The organism is Pseudomonas entomophila L48 (assembly GCF_000026105.1).
Classification (GTDB): domain Bacteria; phylum Pseudomonadota; class Gammaproteobacteria; order Pseudomonadales; family Pseudomonadaceae; genus Aquipseudomonas; species Aquipseudomonas entomophila.
The window spans coordinates 1,197,806-1,220,004 of sequence record NC_008027.1; the positions used below are offsets into that span (position 1 = coordinate 1,197,806).

Here is a 22,199-nt window from a genome sequence, read left to right on the forward strand (position 1 = left end):
TGTTTCTCGGTGAGCAGCGCTGGCCGTTTCGCCGGCAAGCCGGCTCCTACAGGGGAAAATCAGCTTCCGTAGGAGCCGGTGGCGAGCGCCGGATCAACCGACCAGCGGATCACCCACGTGCAGGATCTTCATGCCGTTGGTGCCACCGATGGTGTGGTAGCTGTCGCCCTTGGTCAGGATCACCCAGTCACCTTGCTCCACCAGCCCACGCTTGAGCAGCTCGTCGACCGCCGCCTGGCTCACCTTGTCGGCCGGCAGCGAAGCCGGGTCGAAGGCGATCGGGTAGACGCCGCGGAACATCGAGGCACGCGCCTGTGTTGCGCGGTGCGGCGACAGGGCGAAGATCGGCACGTGCGAACGCAGGCGCGACATGATCAGCGGGGTGTAGCCACTTTCGGTGAGGGCGATGATCGCCTTGACCCCCGGGAAGTGGTTGGCGGTGTACATGGCCGCCAGGGCGATGCTCTCGTCGCAGCGCTCGAAGGTGGTGTGCAGGCGGTGGCTGGACTTCTGGTTGGTCGGGTGCTTTTCAGCGCCCATGCAGATGCGCGCCATGGCCTGGACGGCTTCGATCGGGTACGCGCCGGCGGCGCTTTCGGCCGACAGCATCACCGCGTCTGTGTTGTCGAGCACGGCGTTGGCCACGTCGGACACTTCGGCGCGGGTCGGCATCGGGTTCTGGATCATCGACTCCATCATCTGGGTCGCCACGATCACCGCCTTGTTGTTGCGGCGGGCGTGCTGGATGATCTTTTTCTGGATACCGATCAGCTCGGCGTCGCCGATTTCCACGCCCAGGTCGCCACGGGCCACCATCACGGCGTCGGAGGCGGCGATCAGGCCGTCCAGCGTCTCGTCGTCGGCCACGGCTTCGGCGCGCTCGATCTTGGCCACCAGCCAGGCGCTGCCGCCAGCTTCGTCACGCAGCTTGCGGGCGTATTCCATGTCCTTGGCGTCACGCGGGAACGACACGGCCAGGTAGTCCAGATCCATTTCCGCGGCCAGCTTGATGTCGGCCTTGTCCTTTTCGGTCAAGGCCGGGGCGGTCAGGCCGCCACCCTTGCGGTTGATGCCTTTGTGGTCGGACAGCGGGCCGCCGACGATCACCACGCAGCGCAGGGCGTCCGCGGTGGCGGTCTCAACGCGCATGACCACGCGGCCGTCGTCGAGCAGCAGCTCGTCACCGACGCCGCAGTCCTTGACCAGGTCGGGGTAGTCGATGCCGACGATGTCCTGGTTGCCTTCGGTCAGCGGATGAGCGGTGGAGAAGGTGAAGGTGTCACCGACTTTCAGTTCGATGCGCTTGTTGGCGAACTTGGCGATACGGATCTTCGGACCTTGCAGGTCGCCCAGCAGCGCGACGTGGCGGCCGTTCTTGGCGGCGATGTCGCGGATCAGGCGGGCGCGGGCCTTGTGCTCGTCCGGCGTGCCGTGGGAGAAGTTCAGACGTGCCACGTCCAGGCCGGCGAGGATCAGCTGTTCGATCACTTCCGGCGAGTTGCTGGCGGGGCCAAGGGTGGCGACGATTTTGGTGCGGCGGATGGACATGCACAGACTCCTATAGTGAAGCGCAGCGAAAGGCTACTCCTGAATCTCGCTGTAGTCATTGTTCCGTTGCACTACCTGTGCACGCGCGTGGGTGGCGTTTGAACGGTCGAGGTATGCTTGCAAATGCCTGTGAAGATTTGTCGAAAAAGGCCGATACACTGCCATCAAAGGAGAATTCCCATGCGCACCCTGATCGTTTTGACCATGGCGGCCAGTGTCGTCGGCTGCACCCGCTGGTCCATGGACCATCACCTGAACAACGCCTACCGTGCCTACGACCGCGGTGATTGCTCGAAAGTGATGCTGGAGCTGTCGCAGGTCGACCGCACCAGCCGTGCCCGCCCGTTCATCCACCCGGAAGTGTCGCTGCTGCGCGGCCAGTGCCTGGAGCGCCAGAAGCTCTTCGTCGATGCGGCGCAGACTTATCAGTACCTGATCCAGCAGTACCCGCGCAACGAATACGCCTACCGCGCCCAGGCTCGTCTGCAGACGCTGGAGAAGCTCGGCCACCTGCGTGGCACGGAAGCGGCGGTGGCCAATCCTGTGAACACTACACCTTGGCGTTAATGCCAAGGTTTCCATGATTTCATGTAGAGGGTGCCGCCGGCTGGGCTAATCTGTTAAACATGTTGTATTGATTATCGCCAGTACCTTGTCTTCCTGGCTCCAGGTACAGGAACGCGCTGCGACCATGTTCATCGAACGCCATATCCAACGCCATCAGCTCCCCTGCGTGCTCAAGGTCTTCAACCGCTTTACCGACCAGCAGATCGGTTACCTGGGCAACGCATCCGAAGATGGCCTGATGCTGATCAGCCAACTGCCGGTCCTGGTAGGGCCGGACTTCGAGCTGCAACTGCGCGTGCCGCTGGCTGGCGGCGGGCTACAGTTCATCAACCTCACCGCCAGTTGCCTGTGGTGCCGCGAAGACGAGACGCCTGGGCACTACGATGCCGGCTTCATGCTGCTGCAGGCCCCCCAGGAATACGATGAGTTCGTTCGCTCCCTGCGTGCCTTCTTCAGCTTCCGCCCCTTGAATGCTTCTGCCTGAGCACTGGCCCAGGCCCCGCACCGCCCGCTAGACTCTGGTCGACCTTGTTACAGGAAGACCCCGTGAGCTCCAGCATCTTCTGGCACGACTACGAAACCACCGGCATCAATCCGCGTTGCGACCGCCCGCTGCAGATGGCCGGTGTGCGCACTGACCTCGACCTCAACGAGATCGAGGCGCCGATCAACCTCTACTGTCGCCCCTCGGACGATATCCTTCCGCACCCGGCCGCTTGCCTGGTGACCGGCATCACGCCGCAGCAGCTGGCCAGCCAGGGGCTGTGCGAGGCCGAGTTCATGACGCGCGTGCACACCGAGCTGGCGCGCCCCGGTACCTGCGGCGCGGGCTACAACACCTTGCGCTTCGATGATGAAGTCACCCGTTACAGCCTCTATCGCAACTTCTTCGACCCCTACGCCCGCGAGTGGCAGGGGGGCAACAGTCGCTGGGACCTGATCGACGTGGTGCGTACAGCCTATGCCTTGCGCCCTGAAGGGATCGTGTGGCCGCAGCAGGACGGGCGCACCAGCTTGCGTCTGGAACTGCTCAGCAAGGCCAATGGCATTGACCACGGGCACGCCCACGAAGCACTTTCCGACGTGCGGGCAACCATCGGCCTGGCCCGCTTGATTCGTGATCGGCAACCGAAGTTGTATGACTGGCTATTCCAGTTGCGCAGCAAACATAAAGTGATGGAGCAGGTCCGCCTGTTGCAACCTCTGGTACATGTTTCCGGTCGTTTCTCGGCTGAGCGGAACTATATCGGCGTGGTGTTGCCGCTGGCCTGGCATCCGCGCAATCGCAATGCGTTGATTGTGTGTGACCTGGGCCAGGACAGCGCGCCGTTGCTGAAGGAAAGTGCGCAAGTGTTGCGTCAGCGTTTGTACACGCGCCGTGAAGACATGGCCGAAGGCGAATTACCGGTGCCGTTGAAGTTGGTGCATATCAATCGTTGCCCGGTCGTGGCGCCGTTATCGGTAATACGTGCGCAAGATCAGCAGCGGCTGGGGATCGATATGTCGACGTTGCAGTCGCATGCTGACCATCTGGCCAATCAGCAGGCAACCTGGCGCGATAAGCTGGATATTATCTTCGAAGAAGAAGCTTTTGCCCCGACAGAGGATCCGGAACAGCAGCTGTATGACGGTTTTATCGGGGATCGCGATCGGCGTTTGTGCGAGCAAGTGCGAGGGGTGGATCCCGCTCAGCTGGGTCAAGGGCACTGGATGTTCGATGATCCGCGCTTGCCGGAGTTACTGTTCCGCTACCGCGCGCGCAACTTTGCCGACACGCTTGATGAGCAGGAGCTCGCGCGATGGCATGGGTTCTGTCGGGAACGCCTGAGTGACCCGAAGTGGGGAGCCCCCAATACACTCGGTGACTTCGAGGTGGCGTGCCAAAGCAGTCTGGCCAATGCCGACGAGGCCGGGCGGAGGGTGTTGGAGGCTTGGCAGGCCCATGCGGGGCAACTGAAAGCGCACTTCCAGATTTGAAGGGAATGGACAAACAAAAACGCCGGCAAGTGCCGGCGTTTTTGATGTTGGAACTAAAGCGCGGTGCGCCAATCAGTCCAGCAGGGTGGCCCAGCTTTCGACGACGTCGCCGCCCCACTTGGCTTTCCACTCTTTCAGGGTCTTGTGGTTGCCGCCCTTGGTTTCAATAACCTCGCCATTGTGCGGGTTCTTGTACTGCTTGACCTTGCGCGCACGCTTGGTAGCGGTGGTTTTGGCGGTGCCGCGTGGCGCTTTGCTCAGTTTGCTTTCCGGATCGAGCAGGGCGATCACGTCACGCAGGGACTTGGAGTATTCGCCCATCAGGGTGCGCAGTTTGCCTTCGAATTCCAGCTCTTTCTTCAGCTTGTCGTCTTGCGACAGGTTGGCCAGGCGAGCTTGAAGTTCCTTGATGGCTTCTTCGGTGGCGCGGTATTCGTTGATCAGGGACATGGAGCGTTCCTTAATTCGTGTGTAAGGGGACAGTGAGGGCAATAATAGACAGGCGATACTCGCAAGTAAACAATAAAAAAATATTGAATCAATTAATGCGGGCAAGAGACGGCAGCATTGTTAGGTTAAGAAAAATTTACATATTCGTGGAGGGCAGGCTCATTTCCCCTTTGGAACAAGGGTCATATCCTGCACGGGGCGGGGTGTAACGCTGGCCAACGCGTTCTATCGATCAATACTGCGTTTTTCCCTGCGGCCCGCTAGAATGGGCCCTTTGCGAAGTTCTTGGAGTCTTTCTCATGCGCACCTACCGACTGGTGATTGCCTGCCCCGACCGCGTCGGCATCGTGGCAAAAGTCAGTAATTTCCTGGCCCTCTACAACGGCTGGATCAACGAAGCCAGCCACCACTCCGACGAGCAGAGCGGCTGGTTCTTCATGCGCCATGAGATCCGCGCCGAGTCCCTGCCGTTTGGTATCGAGGCTTTCCGCGAGGCTTTTGCGCCGATTGCCGAAGAGTTCTCCATGACCTGGCGTATCACCGATTCCGCGCAGAAGAAGCGCGTGGTGCTGATGGCCAGCCGTGAGTCGCACTGCCTGGCCGACCTGCTGCACCGCTGGCACACCAACGAGCTGGACTGCGAGATCCCTTGCGTGATTTCCAACCACAACGACCTGCGCAGCATGGTCGAGTGGCACGGTATTCCGTTCCACCATGTGCCGGTCGACCCGAAGGACAAGCAGCCTGCGTTCGCAGAGGTCTCGCGCCTGGTTCAGGAATACGCGGCCGACGCCGTGGTGTTGGCGCGTTACATGCAGATTCTTCCGCCGCAGCTGTGCCAGGAGTACGCGGAAAAGGTCATCAACATCCACCACAGCTTCTTGCCCTCGTTCGTCGGTGCCAAGCCTTATCACCAGGCGGCCTTGCGTGGCGTGAAACTGATTGGCGCGACCTGCCACTATGTCACCGAGGAGCTGGATGCCGGCCCGATCATCGAGCAGGACGTGGTGCGTGTCAGCCACGCCGACAGCATCGAGGACATGGTCCGCTTCGGCCGTGACGTGGAGAAAATGGTCCTGGCCCGCGGCCTGCGTTATCACCTGGAAGACCGCGTGCTGGTCCACGGCAACAAGACTGTCGTGTTCAACTGAGGCGAGCATTGGCCGATGGCAGACCCACGTGACAAGGCCGGTGCCGTGGCGCCGCCCACCTTGGGCGAGGGTTGCCTGGCCCGTTTCGATCCGGATGCGCTGAGCGAAGAGAACGGTACCGAGTTCCCCGGTGCCGCGGAGCTTTGGGATGCGCTGAATTGCGCTGGCGAGCCCAGTGCTCGACAGGTTGCCAAGCAACCGCAATGACTTGATCTGTAGGCGCCAGCCTTGCTGGCGAAGCCCGGCAAAGCCGGGCCAGAAGGCATCCTGTGCCCTATCCTGGGCAGGGCCGGCCTGCAGTTGCCCCCACAGCGAACGCTGTTCGCCATGGGAGCGCCTGCAGGCGCTTCCAGGTCAGATCCGGAAGCTACCGACCAGCTGCTTCAGGCGCCCGGCCTGCTGCTCCAGGTCCGAGCACGCGCGCAGGGTGGCCTGCAGGTTCTCGACCCCTTCCTGGTTGAGCATGTTGATTTCGTTGATGTCCATGTTGATCGAGTCGACCACGGCGGTCTGTTCCTCGGTGGCGGTGGCCACCGACTGGTTCATGCCGTCGATCTCGCCGATGCGCTGGGTGACGCTGCCCAGGCGTTCACCGGCCTGGTTGGCGATGTCCATGCTGTCCTGGCTGTGACGTTGGCTCTGGCCCATGGTGTCGACCGACTCACGGGCGCCGACCTGCAGCTCCTCGATCATCTTCTGCACCTGTTGCGCCGACTCCTGGGTGCGGTGGGCGAGGTTTCGCACTTCGTCCGCCACCACGGCGAAACCACGCCCGGCCTCGCCGGCGCGGGCAGCCTCGATCGCGGCATTCAGTGCCAGCAGGTTGGTCTGCTGGGAGATGCTGGTGATCACTTCGAGGATCTGGCCGATGTTGACGGTCTTGTTGTTGAGCGTCTCGATATGCTCGCTCGAGGTGACGATCAGGTCCGACAGGCGATTCATCGCATCGATGTTGCGCTGCACCACTTGCTGGCCTTCCTCAGCCAGCAAGCGGGCGGAGCTTGCATGTTGCGAGGCCTGGGCGGCGTTGCCGGCGATTTCCTGGGCGGCGGCGCCGAGCTGGTTGATGGCGGCGGCGACGCTGTTGGTGCGGTTGGACTGTTCGTCTGAGTTGCTCATCGACGAGTTGGAGGCGCTGATCACCCGCAGGGCCACTTCGTTGACCTGCTCGGTGGCCGACGACACTTCGCGGATCGAGCCGTGGATACGCTCGACGAAGCGGTTGAAGGCGGTGCCGAGGATGCCGAACTCGTCGTGGTTGTGGATCTCCAGGCGACGGGTCAGGTCGCCTTCGCCCTCGGCGATGTTGGCCATGGCGCGGGTCATGGTGTGCAGCGGTTGCATCAGCACGTTGATCAGCAGGCCCAGCAGGGCAATGATGATCACCACCGCCACCAGGGTGGCGATCACCGCCGAGGTGCGGAAGGTGCTGAGCATCGAGAAGGCCTTGTCCTTGTCCACCGACAGGCCGATGTACCAGTTGGCCGACGGCAGGCCCTTGACCGGGGTGAAGGTCAGCAGGCGGGTCTGGCCGTTGAGCTCGACCTCGGTCAGGTCACCGGACAGGCGCGGGGTGTTCTGCGGGAACAGGTCCGACAGCGATTTCATCACCAGGTTCTTGTCCGGGTGGACCAGGATCTTGCCCTGGTCGTTGACCAGGAAGGCGTAGCCCATGCCGCCGAAGTTCAGCGCGTTGATGATTTCCACCAGGCCGTCCAGGGCCAGGTCGCCACCGACCACGCCGACCGAGCGCGAAGCGGTATTGACGATCGAGATGACCATCTTGTTGGTGGCCATGTCGATGTACGGTTCGGTAAGGATAGGCCCGCTGGCGTTCAGGCCGTCCTTGTACCAGGGGCGTACACGAGGGTCGTAGCCGTCGGGCATCTTGGTGTCCGGGCGCACGATGAACGTGCCGTCGGGCTGCCCCAGGTAAATGGTCAGGAAGCTTGAGGTCAGGGCGTTCTGGCCGAGCAGGGCGCCGGCGTTCTGTGGCGATTGGGCGAGGTTCTGGGCGACGTTCTCGACCAGTTTGATACGCCCTTCGAACAGATTGCGAATGTTCGTGGACGTCGATTCGCCCATTTCAGCCAAGTAGTTCTCCAGGTTGGCGCGAATGGCATTACGCTGGAGGTAGTCGTTGTAGAGGGTGAACAGGCTGAAGGCGAGGATCACGATCAGTGATGCCGCCAGAAGAATCTTGTGGCTGAAACGAAGGCTTTTATTCATGACGTGATGCGTCCGCTAAGGTTTTGTTATCGGGTCGTTCGCACAAAGCACGGCTGGAAAACAGTGCAACAATTCCCGTGAGTCCTTTTCGGGTTGTTACTGTCTTTCTGGGAAGAATCATTTTGAAATATCGGCAGTCAGGTGGCAGAACTTGAGTAGGGGATGAAGCAAGATGTCAGATTCTTCGCAAGTGGTTGTAGGGGCTGGCCCTGATGGCCAGCCCGTGTCGCAGGCCATGCGCCTGGCCAATCGCCATGGTTTGGTGGCGGGGGCGACCGGTACCGGCAAGACCGTCACCTTGCAGCACCTGGCCGAGCTGTTCAGCGATGCGGGTGTCGCGGTGTTCGCCGCGGATGTGAAGGGTGACCTGTGTGGCCTGGGCGCCAGCGGCACGCCCCAGGGCAAGGTGGCCGAGCGTATCGCCGGCATGCCCTGGTTGAACCACAGGCCGCAGGCCTATCCGGTTACCTTGTGGGATGTCGCCGGACAATCCGGGCATCCCTTGCGCACCACCTTGAGCGACATGGGGCCTTTGCTGCTGGGTAATCTGCTTGAACTGACCGACAGTCAGCAGGCCGCGCTGTACGCGGCCTTCAAGGTGGCCGACCGCGAAGGGCTGCTGTTGCTCGACCTGAAAGACCTCAAGGCCCTGCTCGCGCACCTGAAGGACAACCCCCTGCTGTTGGGCGAGGACAGTGCGCTGATGACCAGTGCCTCTACTCAAGCCCTGCTGCGCCGGTTGGCGACCCTCGAGCAACAGGGGGCCGAGGCGCTGTTCGGCGAGCCGGCCTTGCAGCTGGAAGACTTGTTGCGGGTCGACGGCGATGGTCGCGGACGCATCCATCTGCTCGACGCCAGCCGCCTGGTGCATGACGCGCCCAAGGTCTATGCGACGTTCCTGCTCTGGCTGCTGGCCGAGCTGTTCGAGCAGTTGCCCGAACGCGGCGATGCCGACAAACCGGTGCTGGCGCTGTTTTTCGACGAGGCGCACTTGCTGTTCAACGGTACTCCCAAGGCGTTGCAGGACCGCCTGGAGCAAGTGGTGCGGCTGATCCGTTCCAAGGGCGTGGGGGTGTATTTCGTTACCCAGTCGCCCGGGGACCTGCCTGACGCCGTACTCGCCCAGTTGGGGCTGCGTATCCAGCACGGCCTGCGGGCATTCACGGCCAAGGAGCAGAAGTCGCTGCGCGCGGTGGCCGATGGTTTCCGCCCCAACCCTGCGTTCGACAGCCTGGCGGTGCTGACCGAGCTGGGTATCGGCGAGGCGTTGGTGGGCACGTTGGAGGAGAAGGGCACGCCGGCGATGGTCCAGCGGGTGCTGATTGCGCCGCCCCAATCCCGGATCGGGCCTTTGAGTGCCGCTGAGCGCAGCGCTTTGATCAGCGCCTCGCCTCTGGCCGGTCGCTACGACAAACCGATTGACCGCGAGTCGGCTTATGAAATGCTCACCCAGCGTAAGGGCGAGCCGGTGGAGCCGGCGCCACAAGCGAAGGTGGACGAGGACAGCTTTGCCGACAAGGCCGGGGAATTCCTGCAAAGCGCGGCAGGGCAGGCGATCAAGTCGGCGGTACGCCAGGCGGCCAATCAGCTGGGCCGGCAGTTGGTGCGAGGACTGATGGGGTCGTTGCTGGGCGGGAAGAAGCGCTAAGGCAGATTGTGGCTGTAGGAGCGGCCTTGTGCCGCGAAGGGGCTGCGCAGCAGCCCTGGCAGTCTAGAGGGGAGTCGGAAATCTAGGGGCGCTCCGCACCCCTTTCGCGGCACAAGGCCGCTCCTACACGGGGTGTAGTGGCCTGAAGAATGAAAAAGGCGCCCCAAGGCGCCTTTTTCATTGCAGTGCGGTCACTCAGCCAATGGCCTTGGAGGCCAGCCAGAACAGGCCGGCCGCCAAGCCCATCGAGGCCGGCAGGGTGAGCACCCAGGCCAGCAGGATGGTTTTCACCGTGCCGCCCTGCAGGCCGCTTTTGTTGGCGACCATGGTGCCGGCCACGCCCGACGAGAGCACGTGGGTGGTGGACACCGGCAGGCTGAAGATGTTGGCCATGCCGATGGCGCAGGCGGCAGTGATCTGCGCCGACATGCCCTGGGCATAGGTCATGCCCTGCTTGCCGATTTTCTCGCCGACGGTCAGAACTACACGCTTCCAGCCAACCATGGTACCCAGGCCCAGGGCCAGGGCGACGGCGACGATCACCCAGAACGGTGCATACTCGGTGGTGGCGGTCAGGTCCTTGCGCAGCTTCTCCAGGTCGGCCTTTTCACGGGCTTCCAGGCCTGGCAGCTTGCCGACCTTCTTCGCGGTGTCGTCCAGGCACAGCAGGTAGCGGCGCACTTCGACGCGCTTCTCGGCGCTCAGGGCGCGGTAGTCGGTCACGCCGGCGAGCGAGGATTGCAGGGCGGCGATGGTCGGCTCGGTCTGCTGCGGGTTGCAGCTGAACTGCTCCGGCAAGTCGCTGGATTGTGCCTTGCCCAGTGCCAGGAACTCGCCGAGGGTGGCGGCGTTGCGCTGGTAGAACTGGCTCAGGTGCATCGTTGCGTCGCGGGTACGCTCGATCTGGTAGGTGGTGCTGTTCAGGTCGAGGACGAACTTGGCCGGGACGATACCGATCAGCACCAGCATGATCAGGCCGATGCCTTTCTGGCCGTCGTTGGAGCCGTGCACGAAGCTCACGCCCATGGCCGAGATCACCAGCACCAGGCGGTTCCAGAACGGTGGGTGCTTCTTGTCGTCGAGCTTGCGGCGCTGTTCGGGCGTCTTGTGCATCTTCGACAGTGGGCGCCACCACTTCAGGCCGAGCAGCACCAGGGCTGCAACGGCAAAGCCAGCCATTGGCGAGAGGACCAGCGACGTGGCGATGTCGATCGCCTTCTGCCAGTTCACGCCATCGCCCAGCGGGATGTCGCTGATCAGTGCATTGGCCAGGCCGACACCGAGGATCGAGCCGATCAGGGTATGCGAGCTGGAGGCCGGGATGCCGAAGTACCAGGTGCCCAGGTTCCAGGTGATGGCGGCGGCCAGCAACGAGAAGACCATGGCCAGGCCGTGCCCGGTGTTCACATTGATCAGCAGTTCGACCGGCAGCAGGTGGACGATGGCGTAAGCCACCCCGACACCGCCGAGCAGAACCCCGAGGAAGTTGAATACACCGGAGAAGAACACGGCCAGGTGCGGTGGCATGGCTTTGGTATAGATGACAGTGGCTACCGCGTTGGCGGTGTCATGAAAGCCATTGATGAACTCGAATGCGAGGACGAAGGTCAAAGCGAGCGTCAGGCTCACGATAACCCAGGCATCCAGTCCGCTGAATAAATCGATCATGAAGGTTTTCTGGCGGTCTTAGGGGGGCGGGATTATGCCAGAAAACCATGGCAATCGATGCACCTGCCGCTGACCGATGGCAGGGCGGGGAGTGTTGCCGGTGGCGGTGCTGGCAATGCGATGGCGGCCGAAAATGCGCAGAAAATTCGGCAATTTCTAGAAAAATCAAAGATTTGATGCGTAAGTGGATTCCGGTTCAGCTTTCAAACGCTTGTATGAAATTTGTGTGAATCCATTTCACCAAGGCTGTTCCGACCACGCTTAACCCGCGCCAAGGCGATGGCCGATGGCGCGATGGCATCATGCAGGTTCATCACCCTCGGTGCGCAGTTCCTTTTCCATCTTTTCCAGTTCCTGGGCAAAGGCCTGGTCGCGGACAGTGGCGCGCTTGCGCCAGGGTTTGCGTTCCGGTTCGGGTTGCGCGGCATAGGTGGTGACTTCACCACCGTAAACATCCTTGTAACGTTCAGCCTGGCGCTCGAGTTCCGCGCGCAGTTCTTCTTTCGTCACAGTAATACCTGAATAGGTTGAAGTTTGGCGCTGGCGTTGAAGGACACAAATAATGTGTGGATTCACCACCGGCGCGAAATGATTCGTCGCGAGGACACGGGGTGGAGAGTGAAGGGCAACCTGGGAAAGTGCCTTTGATCACCACCGCACAAGCCATGCCTGAGGCGATGGTCCTGAAGGTCGGAAAGCGACGAAGGTGGGTCGATTGGATCCGTAATAGTGCAATTGAACAATCAACCGGGGCGATTATAGCAACCGCCAAGTCGAAGACTATCGTTCTTTACTTGTTACTGACAAGGTCGCTGAAGTTGTCATTGACCGGCGTGGGCATTCGTCTGCTTGCGCGTCAGGAAGTTCAAGCGTCTTGGGGTGTGGAAGTTTACTTCAAGCCGCTGAAATGAAAACGGCCTCGCGGGAGGGCGAGGCCGTTGCCTGGGACTTCTGCGGTGGGTACCTGACCAGTCTCTCCAAAGAAGCCACATGTGGCAGGGGAAAGGTATAAGCAAAAGTGTCAGCGGTCAATTGCGATTATCGGCCGTTCGTTCGATAATCGCACAAACCAGCGTTTTTTTGAGGCGAGTCCATGAGCGAAGAAACCAACGGCCCCCTGGCGAATGAACCTGCAAAGGGCGCGACGCCTGCCATGGCTCCGCCGATCGTGGCCTCGGCGGCCAAGCGCATTCAGGCGTTCACCGGCGACCCGGACTTCATGACCTCCCTGGCCCGTGGCCTGGCGGTGATCCAGGCATTCCAGGAGCGCAAGCGGCACCTGACCATCGCCCAGATCAGCCATCGCACGGAGATCCCTCGCGCGGCCGTGCGCCGTTGCCTGCACACCCTGATCAAACTGGGCTATGCCACCACCGATGGTCGCACCTACTCATTGCTGCCCAAGGTGCTGACGCTGGGCCACGCCTACCTGTCCTCGACCCCGCTGGCGGTTTCGGCCCAACCCTACCTGGACCGGATCAGCGACCAGCTCCACGAGGCGGCCAACATGGCCACCCTCGAAGGCGACGACATCCTTTATATAGCCCGCTCGGCCACGGTGGAGCGGTTGATCTCGGTGGACTTGTCGGTGGGCGGGCGGCTGCCGGCCTACTGCACGTCGATGGGGCGAATTCTCCTGGCGGCGCTCGATGACGCCAGCCTTCACGAATACCTGGAGCGCGCCGACCTCAAGGCCCGTACCAGCCGCACCCTGCATGATCATGAATCGCTGTTCGCCTGCATCCAGCAGGTGCGCCAGCAGGGCTGGTGCGTGGTCGACCAGGAGCTGGAGCAAGGGCTGCGTTCGGTTGCCGTGCCGATCTACGATGCTTCCGGGCAGGTGCTGGCGGCGCTGAATGTCAGTACCCATGTGGGGCGGGTCAGCCGCAGCGAGCTGGAGCAGCGTTTCCTGCCGATCCTGCTGGCGGCCAGCCGGGATCTTTGCCATCAGTTGTTCGGTTGATGACGGGTTTGCAGAAATCTGTAGGAGCGGCTTTAGCCGCGATGCAGGCACCGAGGTGTCTGGCACCCGCTTCGCGGGTGATCGCGGCTAAAGCCGCTCCTACAGGTAAGTTGTGCGGCCACCGAATCGAACAGCCCACGAGTATTCCTGTTCGATAAACGCACAATCTCGCTTCCAACGAATTGCGCAGCCCAAGCCTGCTGATTAATGTCTGTCGCACGAGTCGGCTTTGCCGACCCGACAATAACAACAGGCCAGAAGGGCTCTCCCATGAAAACGCTTCTATCGTTGTCGCGGCCGCACCCGCGCACGGTGCCGTTGCACTCAGGCTGATCCAGCGCCTGCACACTCGCGAAGTTTCCTGTTCCTGCGTTCTACATTGGATGCAGGTGCCTGCCTGCGCCTCTTTCCTGGATAACAATAATGAACAAACCGCAATCCACTGTCGGCCACTGCCTCGACGTCCAGTCGTTCATCAATGACCAGCCGCTGTCCCGTTACCAGTGGCGGGTGGTTATCCTGTGCTTCCTGATCGTCTTTCTCGATGGCCTCGACACGGCGGCCATGGGCTTCATCGCCCCGGCGTTGTCCCAGGAGTGGGGGATCGATCGCGCCAGCCTGGGGCCGGTGATGAGCGCCGCGCTGATCGGCATGGTGTTCGGTGCGCTCGGTTCCGGCCCGCTGGCCGACCGCTTCGGGCGCAAAGGCGTGCTGGTGGCGGCGGTGCTGGTGTTCGGCGGTTTCAGCCTGGCTTCGGCCTACGCCAGTAATGTCGACCAGTTGCTGGTGTTGCGCTTTCTCACCGGCCTTGGCCTGGGCGCAGGCATGCCCAATGCCACCACATTGCTTTCCGAATACACTCCCGAGCGCCTCAAGTCGCTGCTGGTGACCAGCATGTTCTGTGGCTTCAACCTGGGCATGGCCGGTGGCGGTTTCATGTCCGCCAAGCTGATCCCGGCCTATGGCTGGCACAGCCTGTTGGTGATCGGCGGGGTGCTGCCCCTGCTGCTGGCGCTGGTGCTGCTGGCCTGGCTGCCGGAGTCGGCGCGGTTCCTGGTGGTGCGCAACCGCAGTGCGGACAGGATTCGCAAGACCCTGGCACCCATTGCGCCGACGGTGGTCGCGCAAGCCTCGAGCTTCAGCGTGCCGGAGCAGAAAGCGGTGGCCACGCGCAATGTGTTTGCGGTGATCTTCTCTGGCACCTATGGCATGGGCACCGCGCTGTTGTGGCTGACTTACTTCATGGGCCTGGTGATCGTCTACCTGCTGACCAGCTGGCTGCCCACCTTGATGCGTGACAGCGGGGCGAGCATGGAGCAGGCCGCGTTCATCGGTGCGTTGTTTCAGTTTGGTGGCGTGCTCAGCGCGGTGGCGGTGGGCTGGGCCATGGACCGTTTCAACCCGCACAAGGTGATCGGCCTGTTTTACTTGTTGGCCGGGGTGTTCGCCTATGCGGTAGGGCAGAGCCTGGGCAATATCACCTTGCTGGCCACCCTGGTGCTGATCGCCGGCATGTGTGTCAACGGTGCGCAGTCGGCCATGCCTTCGCTGGCGGCACGGTTCTACCCGACTCAGGGGCGGGCCACCGGGGTGTCGTGGATGCTCGGGATCGGGCGGTTCGGTGCGATTCTGGGGGCCTGGAGCGGGGCGACCTTGCTGGGGTTGGGTTGGAGTTTCGAGCAGGTGCTGACGGCGTTGCTGGTGCCGGCGGCACTGGCGACGGTAGGGGTGGTGGTGAAGGGGGTGGTGAGCCACGCCGACGCCACCTGACCAGGCGCTGTCCCCTGTAGGAGCCGGCCTTGCCGGCGAACACCGGCAAGGCCGGTGCCAGCCACCGCGTTGCCTGGTTCGCCGGCAAGGCCGGCTCCTACGGTTGAGTGCATATCGATCAGGTAACAAACTGTTCGATAATCGAACGTTAGTGCGATTATCGGATTGTAACGCAGCCAGCATCCTCCTTAATCTGGGCCCATCGCAGCGATGCATTGGCCCGCTGCTCACTGACCCGACTCGTCCTGACCAGGAGTCTCCAATGGCAGCAATCCTCTCGCTTCACGAGGCCGTGAAGCAGTTCATCCAGGATGGCGACAGCGTCGCCCTCGAAGGTTTCACCCACCTGATCCCGACCGCCGCGGGCCACGAGATCATCCGCCAGGGCAAGCGCGACCTGACCCTGGTGCGCATGACCCCCGACCTGATCTATGACCAGCTGATCGGTGCCGGCTGCGCGCGCAAGCTGATCTTCTCCTGGGGCGGCAACCCGGGAGTTGGTTCGCTGCACCGCTTGCGCGATGCCGTCGAGAAGCAGTGGCCGCATGCGATCGAGATCGAAGAGCACAGCCACGCCGACTTGGCCAACGCCTACGTCGCCGGTGCTTCCGGCCTGCCATTTGCGGTGCTGCGGGCCTACGCCGGCTCCGACCTGCCGAAGGTCAACCCGCTGATCAAGAGCGTCACCTGCCCGTTCACCGGCGAAGTGCTCGCCGCCGTGCCGTCGGTACGCCCGGACGTCACCGTGATTCACGCGCAGAAGGCCGACCGCAAGGGCAATGTGCTGCTGTGGGGCATCCTTGGCGTGCAGAAGGAAGCGGCCCTGGCGGCCAAGCGCTGCATCGTCACTGTCGAAGAGATCGTCGATGACCTGAAGGCGCCAATGAACGCCTGCGTGCTGCCGACCTGGGCACTCAGCGCGGTATGCCTGGTGCCCGGAGGCGCCCACCCGTCCTACGCCCATGGTTACTACGAGCGCGACAACCGCTTCTACCAGGCCTGGGACCCGATCGCCCGCAACCGTGAGTCGTTCTCTGCCTGGATCGACACCTACATTCGCGGCACCGCAGACTTCAATGAATTTCAGGCCAAGCTGGCCAGCACCGCGGAGGCCGCGCAATGAGCTACTCCACTTCCGAAATGATGACCGTCGCCGCTGCCCGCCGCCTGCGCAACGGCGCCGTCTGCTTCGTCGGTATCGGCCTGCCGTCCAAGGCCGCCAACCTGGCGCGCCTGACCTCGTCGCCCGATGTGGTGCTGATCTACGAATCCGGCCCGATCGGTGCCAAGCCCAGTGTGTTGCCGCTGTCGATCGGTGACGGCGAACTGGCCGAGACCGCCGACACCGTGGTGCCGACCGGCGAGATTTTCCGCTACTGGCTGCAGGGTGGGCGTATTGATGTCGGTTTCCTCGGTGCCGCCCAGGTCGACCGCTTCGGCAACATCAACACCACCGTGGTGGGCGACTATCACGCGCCGAAGACCCGCCTGCCGGGTGCCGGTGGCGCGCCGGAGATCGCCGGCTCCGCCAAGCAGGTGCTGATCATCCTCAAGCAGTCGCCACGGGCCTTCGTCGACAAGCTCGACTTCATCACCTCGGTCGGCCATGGCGAAGGCGGCGATTCGCGCAAACGCCTGGGGCTGCCGGGGGAGGGGCCGGTCGGCATCATCACCGACCTGTGCATCATGGAGCCGGAAGAGGGCACCCACGAGTTTGTGGTCACCGCGATCCACCCGGGGGTGACCCGTGAGCAGATCATCGCCGCCACCGGCTGGGCGATCCGCTTCGCCGCAGATGTACAGGAAACCGCCGCGCCGAGCGACGTCGAACTGTCTGCTCTGCGCGACCTCGAAGCCCGCACCGCCGCCGCCCATGGCCAGACGGCAGGAGAAGCCTGATGCGTGACGTATTCATCTGCGACGCCATCCGCACCCCCATCGGCCGCTTCGGTGGCGCCCTGGCCGGGGTGCGTGCCGACGACCTGGCGGCGGTGCCGCTCAAGGCGCTGATCGAGCGCAACCCGGGCGTGCAGTGGGACCAGCTCGACGAGGTGTTCTTCGGCTGCGCCAACCAGGCCGGTGAAGACAACCGCAACGTCGCGCGCATGGCACTGTTGCTGGCCGGCTTGCCCGCAAGCATCCCTGGGGTAACCCTCAACCGCTTGTGCGCCTCGGGCATGGATGCCATCGGCACCGCCTTCCGTGCCATCGCCAGTGGCGAGATGGAGCTGGCCATCGCGGGCGGCGTCGAGTCGATGTCCCGCGCGCCATTCGTGATGGGCAAGGCCGAGAGCGGCTACTCGCGCAACATGAAGCTGGAGGACACCACCATCGGCTGGCGTTTCATCAACCCGTTGATGAAAACCCAGTACGGCGTGGACTCGATGCCCGAGACCGCCGACAACGTCGCCGACGACTACCAGGTGTCGCGTGCCGACCAGGACGCTTTTGCCCTGCGTAGCCAGCAGAAGGCGGCCGCCGCGCAGGCTGCGGGGTTCTTCGCCGAGGAAATCGTGCCGGTGCGCATCGCCCACAAGAAAGGCGAAGCCGTGGTCGAGCGCGATGAACACCTGCGGCCGGACACCACTTTGGAGGCATTGAGCAAGCTCAAGCCGGTGAATGGCCCGGACAAGACCGTCACCGCCGGCAATGCCTCGGGTGTCAACGATGGAGCGGCGGCCTTGGTCCTGGCGTCGGCTGAGGCCGTCAAGAAGCATGGTTTGACCCCACGCGCCCGGGTGCTGGGCATGGCCAGTGCCGGTGTGGCGCCACGGGTGATGGGCATCGGCCCGGTGCCGGCGGTACGCAAGCTGACCGAGCGCCTGGGCGTGGCGGTGGCGGACTTCGATGTCATCGAGTTGAACGAAGCGTTTGCCAGCCAGGGCTTGGCGGTACTGCGCGAGCTGGGCGTGGCGGACGATGCGCCGCAGGTGAACCCCAACGGTGGCGCGATTGCCCTGGGGCATCCGCTGGGGATGAGCGGGGCGCGGTTGGTGCTGACGGCGTTGCACCAGTTGGAGAAGAGCGGTGGGCGCAAAGGGTTGGCCACCATGTGCGTCGGGGTTGGCCAAGGGCTGGCGCTGGCCATCGAGCGGGTCTGATCCCGAGCAGCGCACGGTCCCCCGTAGGAGCGGCCTTGTGTCGCGAAAGGGCTGCAAGGCAGCCCCGGCAATCTTGAAGGGGCCTTCAGATCCTGGGGCTGCTACGCAGCCCTTTCGCGACACAAGGCCGCTCCCACACAGTAGGCGGTGTGTTGAAGTGGAACGAGATTGTTACTGGGTATGTCTAGACTTTGCAGTGACCCCCCAGGAGTGAAAAACACCATGACTTCCAGCTATTACACCGGCGAAGAACGCAGCAAACGCATCTTCGCCATCGTCGGCGCCTCGTCGGGCAACCTGGTGGAATGGTTCGACTTCTATGTCTACGCCTTCTGCGCGATCTATTTCGCCCCGGCCTTCTTCCCCTCCGACAACCCCACCGTCCAATTACTCAATACCGCCGGGGTATTCGCCGCCGGCTTCCTGATGCGCCCCATCGGTGGCTGGATCTTCGGCCGCCTGGCCGACCGTCACGGGCGCAAGAATTCGCTGATGACCTCGGTGCTGATGATGTGCTTCGGCTCGCTGATCATCGCCTGCCTGCCCACTTATGCCAGCATCGGTGCCTGGGCGCCGGCCCTGCTGCTGCTGGCGCGGCTGATCCAGGGGCTGTCGGTGGGCGGTGAGTACGGCACTACCGCGACGTACATGAGCGAAGTGGCCCTGCGTGGCCAGCGTGGTTTCTTCGCCTCGTTCCAGTACGTCACCCTGATCGGCGGCCAGTTGCTGGCGGTGCTGGTGGTGGTGATCCTGCAGCAACTGCTCACCGAGGAAGAGCTGCGTGCCTACGGCTGGCGCATCCCCTTCGTGGTCGGCGCCATCGCCGCGCTGATCTCGCTGATGCTGCGTCGTTCGTTGAAAGAGACCAGCAGCGCCGAGAACCGCCAGGACAAGGAGGCCGGCACCATCGGCGGCCTGTTCCGTCACCACACCGCCGCTTTCATCACGGTGCTCGGCTACACCGCCGGTGGTTCGCTGATCTTCTACACCTTCACCACCTACATGCAGAAATACCTGGTCAACACGGCCGGGATGAACGCCAAGAGCGCCAGCTTCGTGATGACCGGCGCCTTGTTCCTGTTCATGATCCTGCAGCCGGTGTTCGGCATGCTCTCCGACCGTATCGGCCGGCGCAACTCGATGCTGCTGTTCGGCGCACTGGGGACGATTTTCACCGTGCCGCTGCTGATGGCTTTGAAGACCGTCACCAGCCCGTTCATGGCCTTCGTGCTGGTGACCCTGGCGCTGTGCATCGTCAGTTTCTACACCTCCATCAGTGGCCTGGTGAAGGCCGAGATGTTCCCGCCGCAGGTGCGCGCCCTGGGCGTCGGGCTGGCTTACGCGGTGGCCAACGCGGTGTTCGGCGGCTCGGCCGAGTATGTGGCCTTGAACTTGAAAAACATGGGCATGGAGAACACCTTCTACTGGTACGTGACTGCCATGATGGCGATCGCCTTCCTGTTCAGCCTGCGCCTGCCGAAGCAGGCGGCGTACCTGCACCATGACCATTAAGGACTTTGCATGAGCAACCAGCTGTTCGATGCCTACTTCACCGCGCCGGCCATGCGCGAGGTTTTTTCCGATCGCGGCCGGCTGCAGGGCATGCTCGATTTCGAGGCCGCCCTGGCCCGCGCCGAAGCGGCCGCCGGGTTGGTGCCGCACACGGCGGTGATGGCCATCGAGGCGGCCTGCAAGGCCGAGCGCTACGATGTGCAGGCCCTGGCGCAGGCCATCGCCATCGCGGGCAATTCGGCGATCCCGCTGGTCAAGGCGTTGGGCAAGGTGGTCGCCAGCGGCGTGCCCGAGGCCGAACGCTACGTGCACTTGGGGGCCACCAGCCAGGATGCGATGGACAGCGGTCTGGTGCTGCAACTGCGTGATGCCTTGGCACTGATTGAAAGCGACCTCGCCAAGTTGGCCGACACCCTGGCGCGCCAGGCCTTGCAGCACGCCGACACGCCGCTGGTGGGGCGTACCTGGTTGCAGCACGCCACGCCGGTGACGTTGGGAATGAAGCTGGCTGGCGTGCTCGGTGCCTTGACCCGCCATCGCCAGCGCCTCAAGGAACTGCGCCCGCGCCTGCTGGTGCTGCAGTTCGGCGGTGCCTCCGGCAGCCTGGCGGCATTGGGCAGCAAGGCCCTGCCGGTGACCGAGGCGCTGGCCGAACAGCTTGAGCTGACCGTGCCCGAGCAACCCTGGCACACCCAGCGCGACCGCCTGGTGGAGTTCGCCTCGGTGCTGGGCATGGTCGCCGGCAGCCTGGGCAAGTTTGGCCGCGATGTCAGCCTGCTGATGCAGACCGAGGCGGGCGAGTTGTTCGAACCCTCCGCGCCAGGCAAGGGCGGCTCCTCGACCATGCCGCACAAGCGCAACCCGGTGGGCGCGGCGGTGCTGATCGGTGCTGCCACCCGCGTGCCGGGGCTGGTCTCGACGCTGTTCGCCGCCATGCCCCAGGAACATGAGCGCAGCCTGGGCCTGTGGCACGCCGAGTGGGAAACCCTGCCAGAGATCTGCTGCCTGGTCTCCGGCGCCCTGCGCCAGGCCCAGGTGATCGCTGAAGGCATGGAGGTGGATGCCGTGCGCATGCGCCGCAACCTCGACCTCACCCAGGGCCTGGTACTGGCCGAAGCGGTCAGTATTGTCCTGGCCCAGCGCCTGGGGCGCGAGCGCGCTCATCACCTGCTGGAGCAGTGCTGCCAGCGTGCGGTGGCCGAGCAGCGTCACTTGCGTGCCGTGCTCGGCGACGAGCCGCAGGTCATTGCGGAATTGTCCACTGACGAGCTCGACCGCTTGCTCGACCCCACCCATTACCTTGGCCAGGCCCGCGTCTGGGTGGCGCGCGCCGTGGCCGAACATCAACGTTTCACCGCCTGAAAGGAGACCGCTGTGGCACACGTGCAACTGGCCGATGGCGTACTGCATTACCAACTCGACGGCCCGGCCGATGCTCCGGTGCTGGTGCTGTCCAACTCGCTGGGCACCGACCTGCACATGTGGGATGCGCAGGTTGCAGCGTGGAGCGAGCACTTTCGCGTGCTGCGCTACGACACCCGGGGGCACGGCGAGTCGCTGGTGACCGATGGCCCCTACAGCATCGAGCAACTGGGCGGTGATGTGTTGGCCCTGCTCGATGCCCTGGATATCGAGAAAACCCATTTCGTTGGCCTGTCGATGGGCGGCCTGATCGGCCAGTGGCTGGCGATCAATGCTGGCCATCGCCTGCTCAGCCTGACCCTGTGCAACACGGCGGCGAAGATTGGCAGCGACGAGGTGTGGAACACCCGTATCGACACGGTGCTCAAGGGCGGCCGGCAGGCCATGGGCGAATTGCGCGATGCTTCGATCGCCCGCTGGTTCACCCCAGCCTTCGCCGCGGCCGAGCCGGAGCAGGCCCAGCGCATCTGCCAGATGCTGGCGCAGACTTCGCCCGAAGGCTACGCGGCCAACTGTGGCGCGGTTCGCGATGCCGACCTGCGTGATCAGCTCAACCATATTCAGGTGCCGACATTGATCGTCGCCGGCACCGCCGATGCGGTGACCACCCCCGAGCATGGCCGTTTCATGCAAGCGGGAATCCTTGGCGCCGAGTATGTCGAGTTCCCGGCAGCACACCTGTCCAACGTCGAGATCGGCGCGCCGTTCAGCCGCCGTGTGCTCGATTTCCTGCTGAGCCGCTGAGGAACCGCACGTGGATGAGAAACAACGCTACGAAGCAGGCATGAAGGTGCGCCGCGCGGTGCTGGGTGACGCCCATGTCGACCGCAGCCTGGAGAAGCTCAACGACTTCAACGGCGAGTTCCAGGAAATGATCACCCGCCATGCCTGGGGCGATATCTGGACCCGCCCCGGGTTGCCCCGGCACACCCGCAGCCTGATCACCATCGCCATGCTGATCGGCATGAACCGCAATGACGAACTCAAGCTGCACCTGCGCGCGGCGGCCAACAACGGCGTGACGCGGGAAGAGATCAAGGAAGTGATCATGCAGAGCGCGATCTATTGCGGGATTCCCGCCGCCAATGCCACGTTCCACCTGGCGGAGTCGGTGTGGGATGAGCTGGGGGTCGAGTCGCGCGGTTGAGCGCACCTGCGGCCCGAAACGCAACGAGGCCGCTGCCAGGGGACTG

At 63.3% G+C, this 22,199-nt stretch carries 21 protein-coding genes and 1 pseudogene; 16 read left to right on the forward strand and 6 right to left on the reverse strand.

The genetic code is table 11. The features are described from left to right. Nucleotides 1–93: 93 nt before the first annotated feature. The gene (pyk, locus tag PSEEN_RS05335; RefSeq protein WP_011532465.1) at nt 94–1,548 is read right to left on the reverse strand and encodes a pyruvate kinase; all 1,455 of its coding nucleotides are present in this window, start codon (nt 1,546–1,548) and stop codon (nt 94–96) included. A 180-nt stretch (nt 1,549–1,728) separates the two neighbouring features. Here pyk and PSEEN_RS05340 point away from each other — a divergent pair, with 180 nt between their 5' ends. The 3 genes from PSEEN_RS05340 (at nt 1,729) to sbcB (ending at nt 4,092) form a co-directional block, all read left to right on the forward strand. Continuing rightward, complete coding sequence (locus PSEEN_RS05340; RefSeq protein ID WP_011532466.1) at nt 1,729–2,115, forward strand: tol-pal system YbgF family protein; 387 nt, start codon at nt 1,729–1,731, stop codon at nt 2,113–2,115. Nucleotides 2,116–2,239: 124 nt separating this feature from the next. Beyond that, complete coding sequence (locus PSEEN_RS05345; RefSeq protein ID WP_011532467.1) at nt 2,240–2,599, forward strand: PilZ domain-containing protein; 360 nt, start codon at nt 2,240–2,242, stop codon at nt 2,597–2,599. Between the two features lie 62 nt (nt 2,600–2,661). Next, nucleotides 2,662–4,092: an exodeoxyribonuclease I gene (gene sbcB / locus PSEEN_RS05350; RefSeq protein WP_011532468.1), complete on the forward strand. Its 1,431-nt coding sequence runs from the start codon at nt 2,662–2,664 to the stop codon at nt 4,090–4,092. A 72-nt stretch (nt 4,093–4,164) separates the two neighbouring features. Here sbcB and mvaT read toward each other — a convergent pair whose 3' ends face one another. Then, nucleotides 4,165–4,542 (reverse strand): histone-like nucleoid-structuring protein MvaT, encoded by a 378-nt coding sequence (gene mvaT / locus PSEEN_RS05355; protein ID WP_011532469.1) that lies wholly within the window; start codon nt 4,540–4,542, stop codon nt 4,165–4,167. A 299-nt stretch (nt 4,543–4,841) separates the two neighbouring features. Here mvaT and purU point away from each other — a divergent pair, with 299 nt between their 5' ends. Both purU and PSEEN_RS05365 read left to right on the forward strand, forming a co-directional pair. Continuing rightward, entirely contained in the window at nt 4,842–5,693 is an 852-nt protein-coding gene (purU, locus tag PSEEN_RS05360; RefSeq protein WP_011532470.1) for a formyltetrahydrofolate deformylase, read from the forward strand. A 15-nt stretch (nt 5,694–5,708) separates the two neighbouring features. Further along, nucleotides 5,709–5,900, forward strand: a complete 192-nt coding sequence (locus PSEEN_RS05365; protein WP_011532471.1) for a hypothetical protein — start codon at nt 5,709–5,711, stop codon at nt 5,898–5,900. 147 nt (nt 5,901–6,047) lie between these two features. On the opposite strand, the gene PSEEN_RS27235 is transcribed toward PSEEN_RS05365, so the two are convergent. Both PSEEN_RS27235 and PSEEN_RS27240 read right to left on the reverse strand, forming a co-directional pair. Next, nucleotides 6,048–6,812 carry a methyl-accepting chemotaxis protein gene (locus PSEEN_RS27235; RefSeq protein WP_373694313.1) on the reverse strand — a complete coding sequence of 255 codons (765 nt, stop codon included), beginning with the start codon at nt 6,810–6,812 and terminating at the stop codon, nt 6,048–6,050. A gap of 93 nt (nt 6,813–6,905) precedes the next feature. Then, nucleotides 6,906–7,922: pseudogene (locus tag PSEEN_RS27240) on the reverse strand (HAMP domain-containing protein); the annotation flags it as partial. A 172-nt stretch (nt 7,923–8,094) separates the two neighbouring features. Here PSEEN_RS27240 and PSEEN_RS05375 point away from each other — a divergent pair. Beyond that, entirely contained in the window at nt 8,095–9,570 is a 1,476-nt protein-coding gene (locus PSEEN_RS05375; RefSeq protein ID WP_011532473.1) for a helicase HerA-like domain-containing protein, read from the forward strand. A 195-nt stretch (nt 9,571–9,765) separates the two neighbouring features. On the opposite strand, the gene PSEEN_RS05380 is transcribed toward PSEEN_RS05375, so the two are convergent. Together PSEEN_RS05380 and PSEEN_RS05385 are read right to left on the reverse strand one after the other, a co-directional pair. Continuing rightward, nucleotides 9,766–11,238, reverse strand: a complete 1,473-nt coding sequence (locus PSEEN_RS05380; protein ID WP_011532474.1) for an inorganic phosphate transporter — start codon at nt 11,236–11,238, stop codon at nt 9,766–9,768. A 300-nt stretch (nt 11,239–11,538) separates the two neighbouring features. Then, nucleotides 11,539–11,748 carry a hypothetical protein gene (locus PSEEN_RS05385; RefSeq protein ID WP_011532475.1) on the reverse strand — a complete coding sequence of 70 codons (210 nt, stop codon included), beginning with the start codon at nt 11,746–11,748 and terminating at the stop codon, nt 11,539–11,541. 134 nt (nt 11,749–11,882) lie between these two features. On the opposite strand from PSEEN_RS05385, the gene PSEEN_RS26560 reads away from it, so the two are divergent. The 10 genes from PSEEN_RS26560 to pcaC all read left to right on the forward strand — a co-directional run bounded on the left by PSEEN_RS26560 (nt 11,883) and on the right by pcaC (nt 22,153). Then, entirely contained in the window at nt 11,883–12,149 is a 267-nt protein-coding gene (locus PSEEN_RS26560) for a hypothetical protein (protein WP_158020231.1), read from the forward strand. A 182-nt stretch (nt 12,150–12,331) separates the two neighbouring features. After that, entirely contained in the window at nt 12,332–13,201 is an 870-nt protein-coding gene (gene pcaR / locus PSEEN_RS05390) for a pca regulon transcriptional regulator PcaR (protein ID WP_011532477.1), read from the forward strand. 423 nt (nt 13,202–13,624) lie between these two features. Then, entirely contained in the window at nt 13,625–14,971 is a 1,347-nt protein-coding gene (gene pcaK / locus PSEEN_RS05395; RefSeq protein ID WP_011532478.1) for a 4-hydroxybenzoate transporter PcaK, read from the forward strand. A gap of 262 nt (nt 14,972–15,233) precedes the next feature. Next, the gene (locus PSEEN_RS05400) at nt 15,234–16,094 is read left to right on the forward strand and encodes a CoA transferase subunit A (RefSeq protein WP_011532479.1); all 861 of its coding nucleotides are present in this window, start codon (nt 15,234–15,236) and stop codon (nt 16,092–16,094) included. Beyond that, nucleotides 16,091–16,870: a CoA-transferase subunit beta gene (locus PSEEN_RS05405; protein ID WP_011532480.1), complete on the forward strand. Its 780-nt coding sequence runs from the start codon at nt 16,091–16,093 to the stop codon at nt 16,868–16,870. The genes PSEEN_RS05400 and PSEEN_RS05405 overlap by 4 nt, the downstream gene beginning before the upstream one ends. Beyond that, nucleotides 16,867–18,072 carry a 3-oxoadipyl-CoA thiolase gene (pcaF, locus tag PSEEN_RS05410; protein WP_193383921.1) on the forward strand — a complete coding sequence of 402 codons (1,206 nt, stop codon included), beginning with the start codon at nt 16,867–16,869 and terminating at the stop codon, nt 18,070–18,072. Before PSEEN_RS05405 ends, pcaF begins: the two co-directional genes overlap by 4 nt. A 222-nt stretch (nt 18,073–18,294) precedes the next feature. Next, nucleotides 18,295–19,584: an MFS family transporter gene (locus PSEEN_RS05415; protein ID WP_011532482.1), complete on the forward strand. Its 1,290-nt coding sequence runs from the start codon at nt 18,295–18,297 to the stop codon at nt 19,582–19,584. A 9-nt stretch (nt 19,585–19,593) separates the two neighbouring features. Beyond that, on the forward strand, nt 19,594–20,946 hold the full coding sequence (locus PSEEN_RS05420) for a 3-carboxy-cis,cis-muconate cycloisomerase (protein WP_011532483.1): 1,353 nt from the start codon (nt 19,594–19,596) through the stop codon (nt 20,944–20,946). A 12-nt stretch (nt 20,947–20,958) separates the two neighbouring features. Next, nucleotides 20,959–21,750 carry a 3-oxoadipate enol-lactonase gene (gene pcaD, locus PSEEN_RS05425; RefSeq protein ID WP_011532484.1) on the forward strand — a complete coding sequence of 264 codons (792 nt, stop codon included), beginning with the start codon at nt 20,959–20,961 and terminating at the stop codon, nt 21,748–21,750. 10 nt (nt 21,751–21,760) lie between these two features. Next, the gene (gene pcaC, locus PSEEN_RS05430; RefSeq protein WP_011532485.1) at nt 21,761–22,153 is read left to right on the forward strand and encodes a 4-carboxymuconolactone decarboxylase; all 393 of its coding nucleotides are present in this window, start codon (nt 21,761–21,763) and stop codon (nt 22,151–22,153) included. The last annotated feature ends 46 nt before the right edge of the window (nt 22,154–22,199 follow it).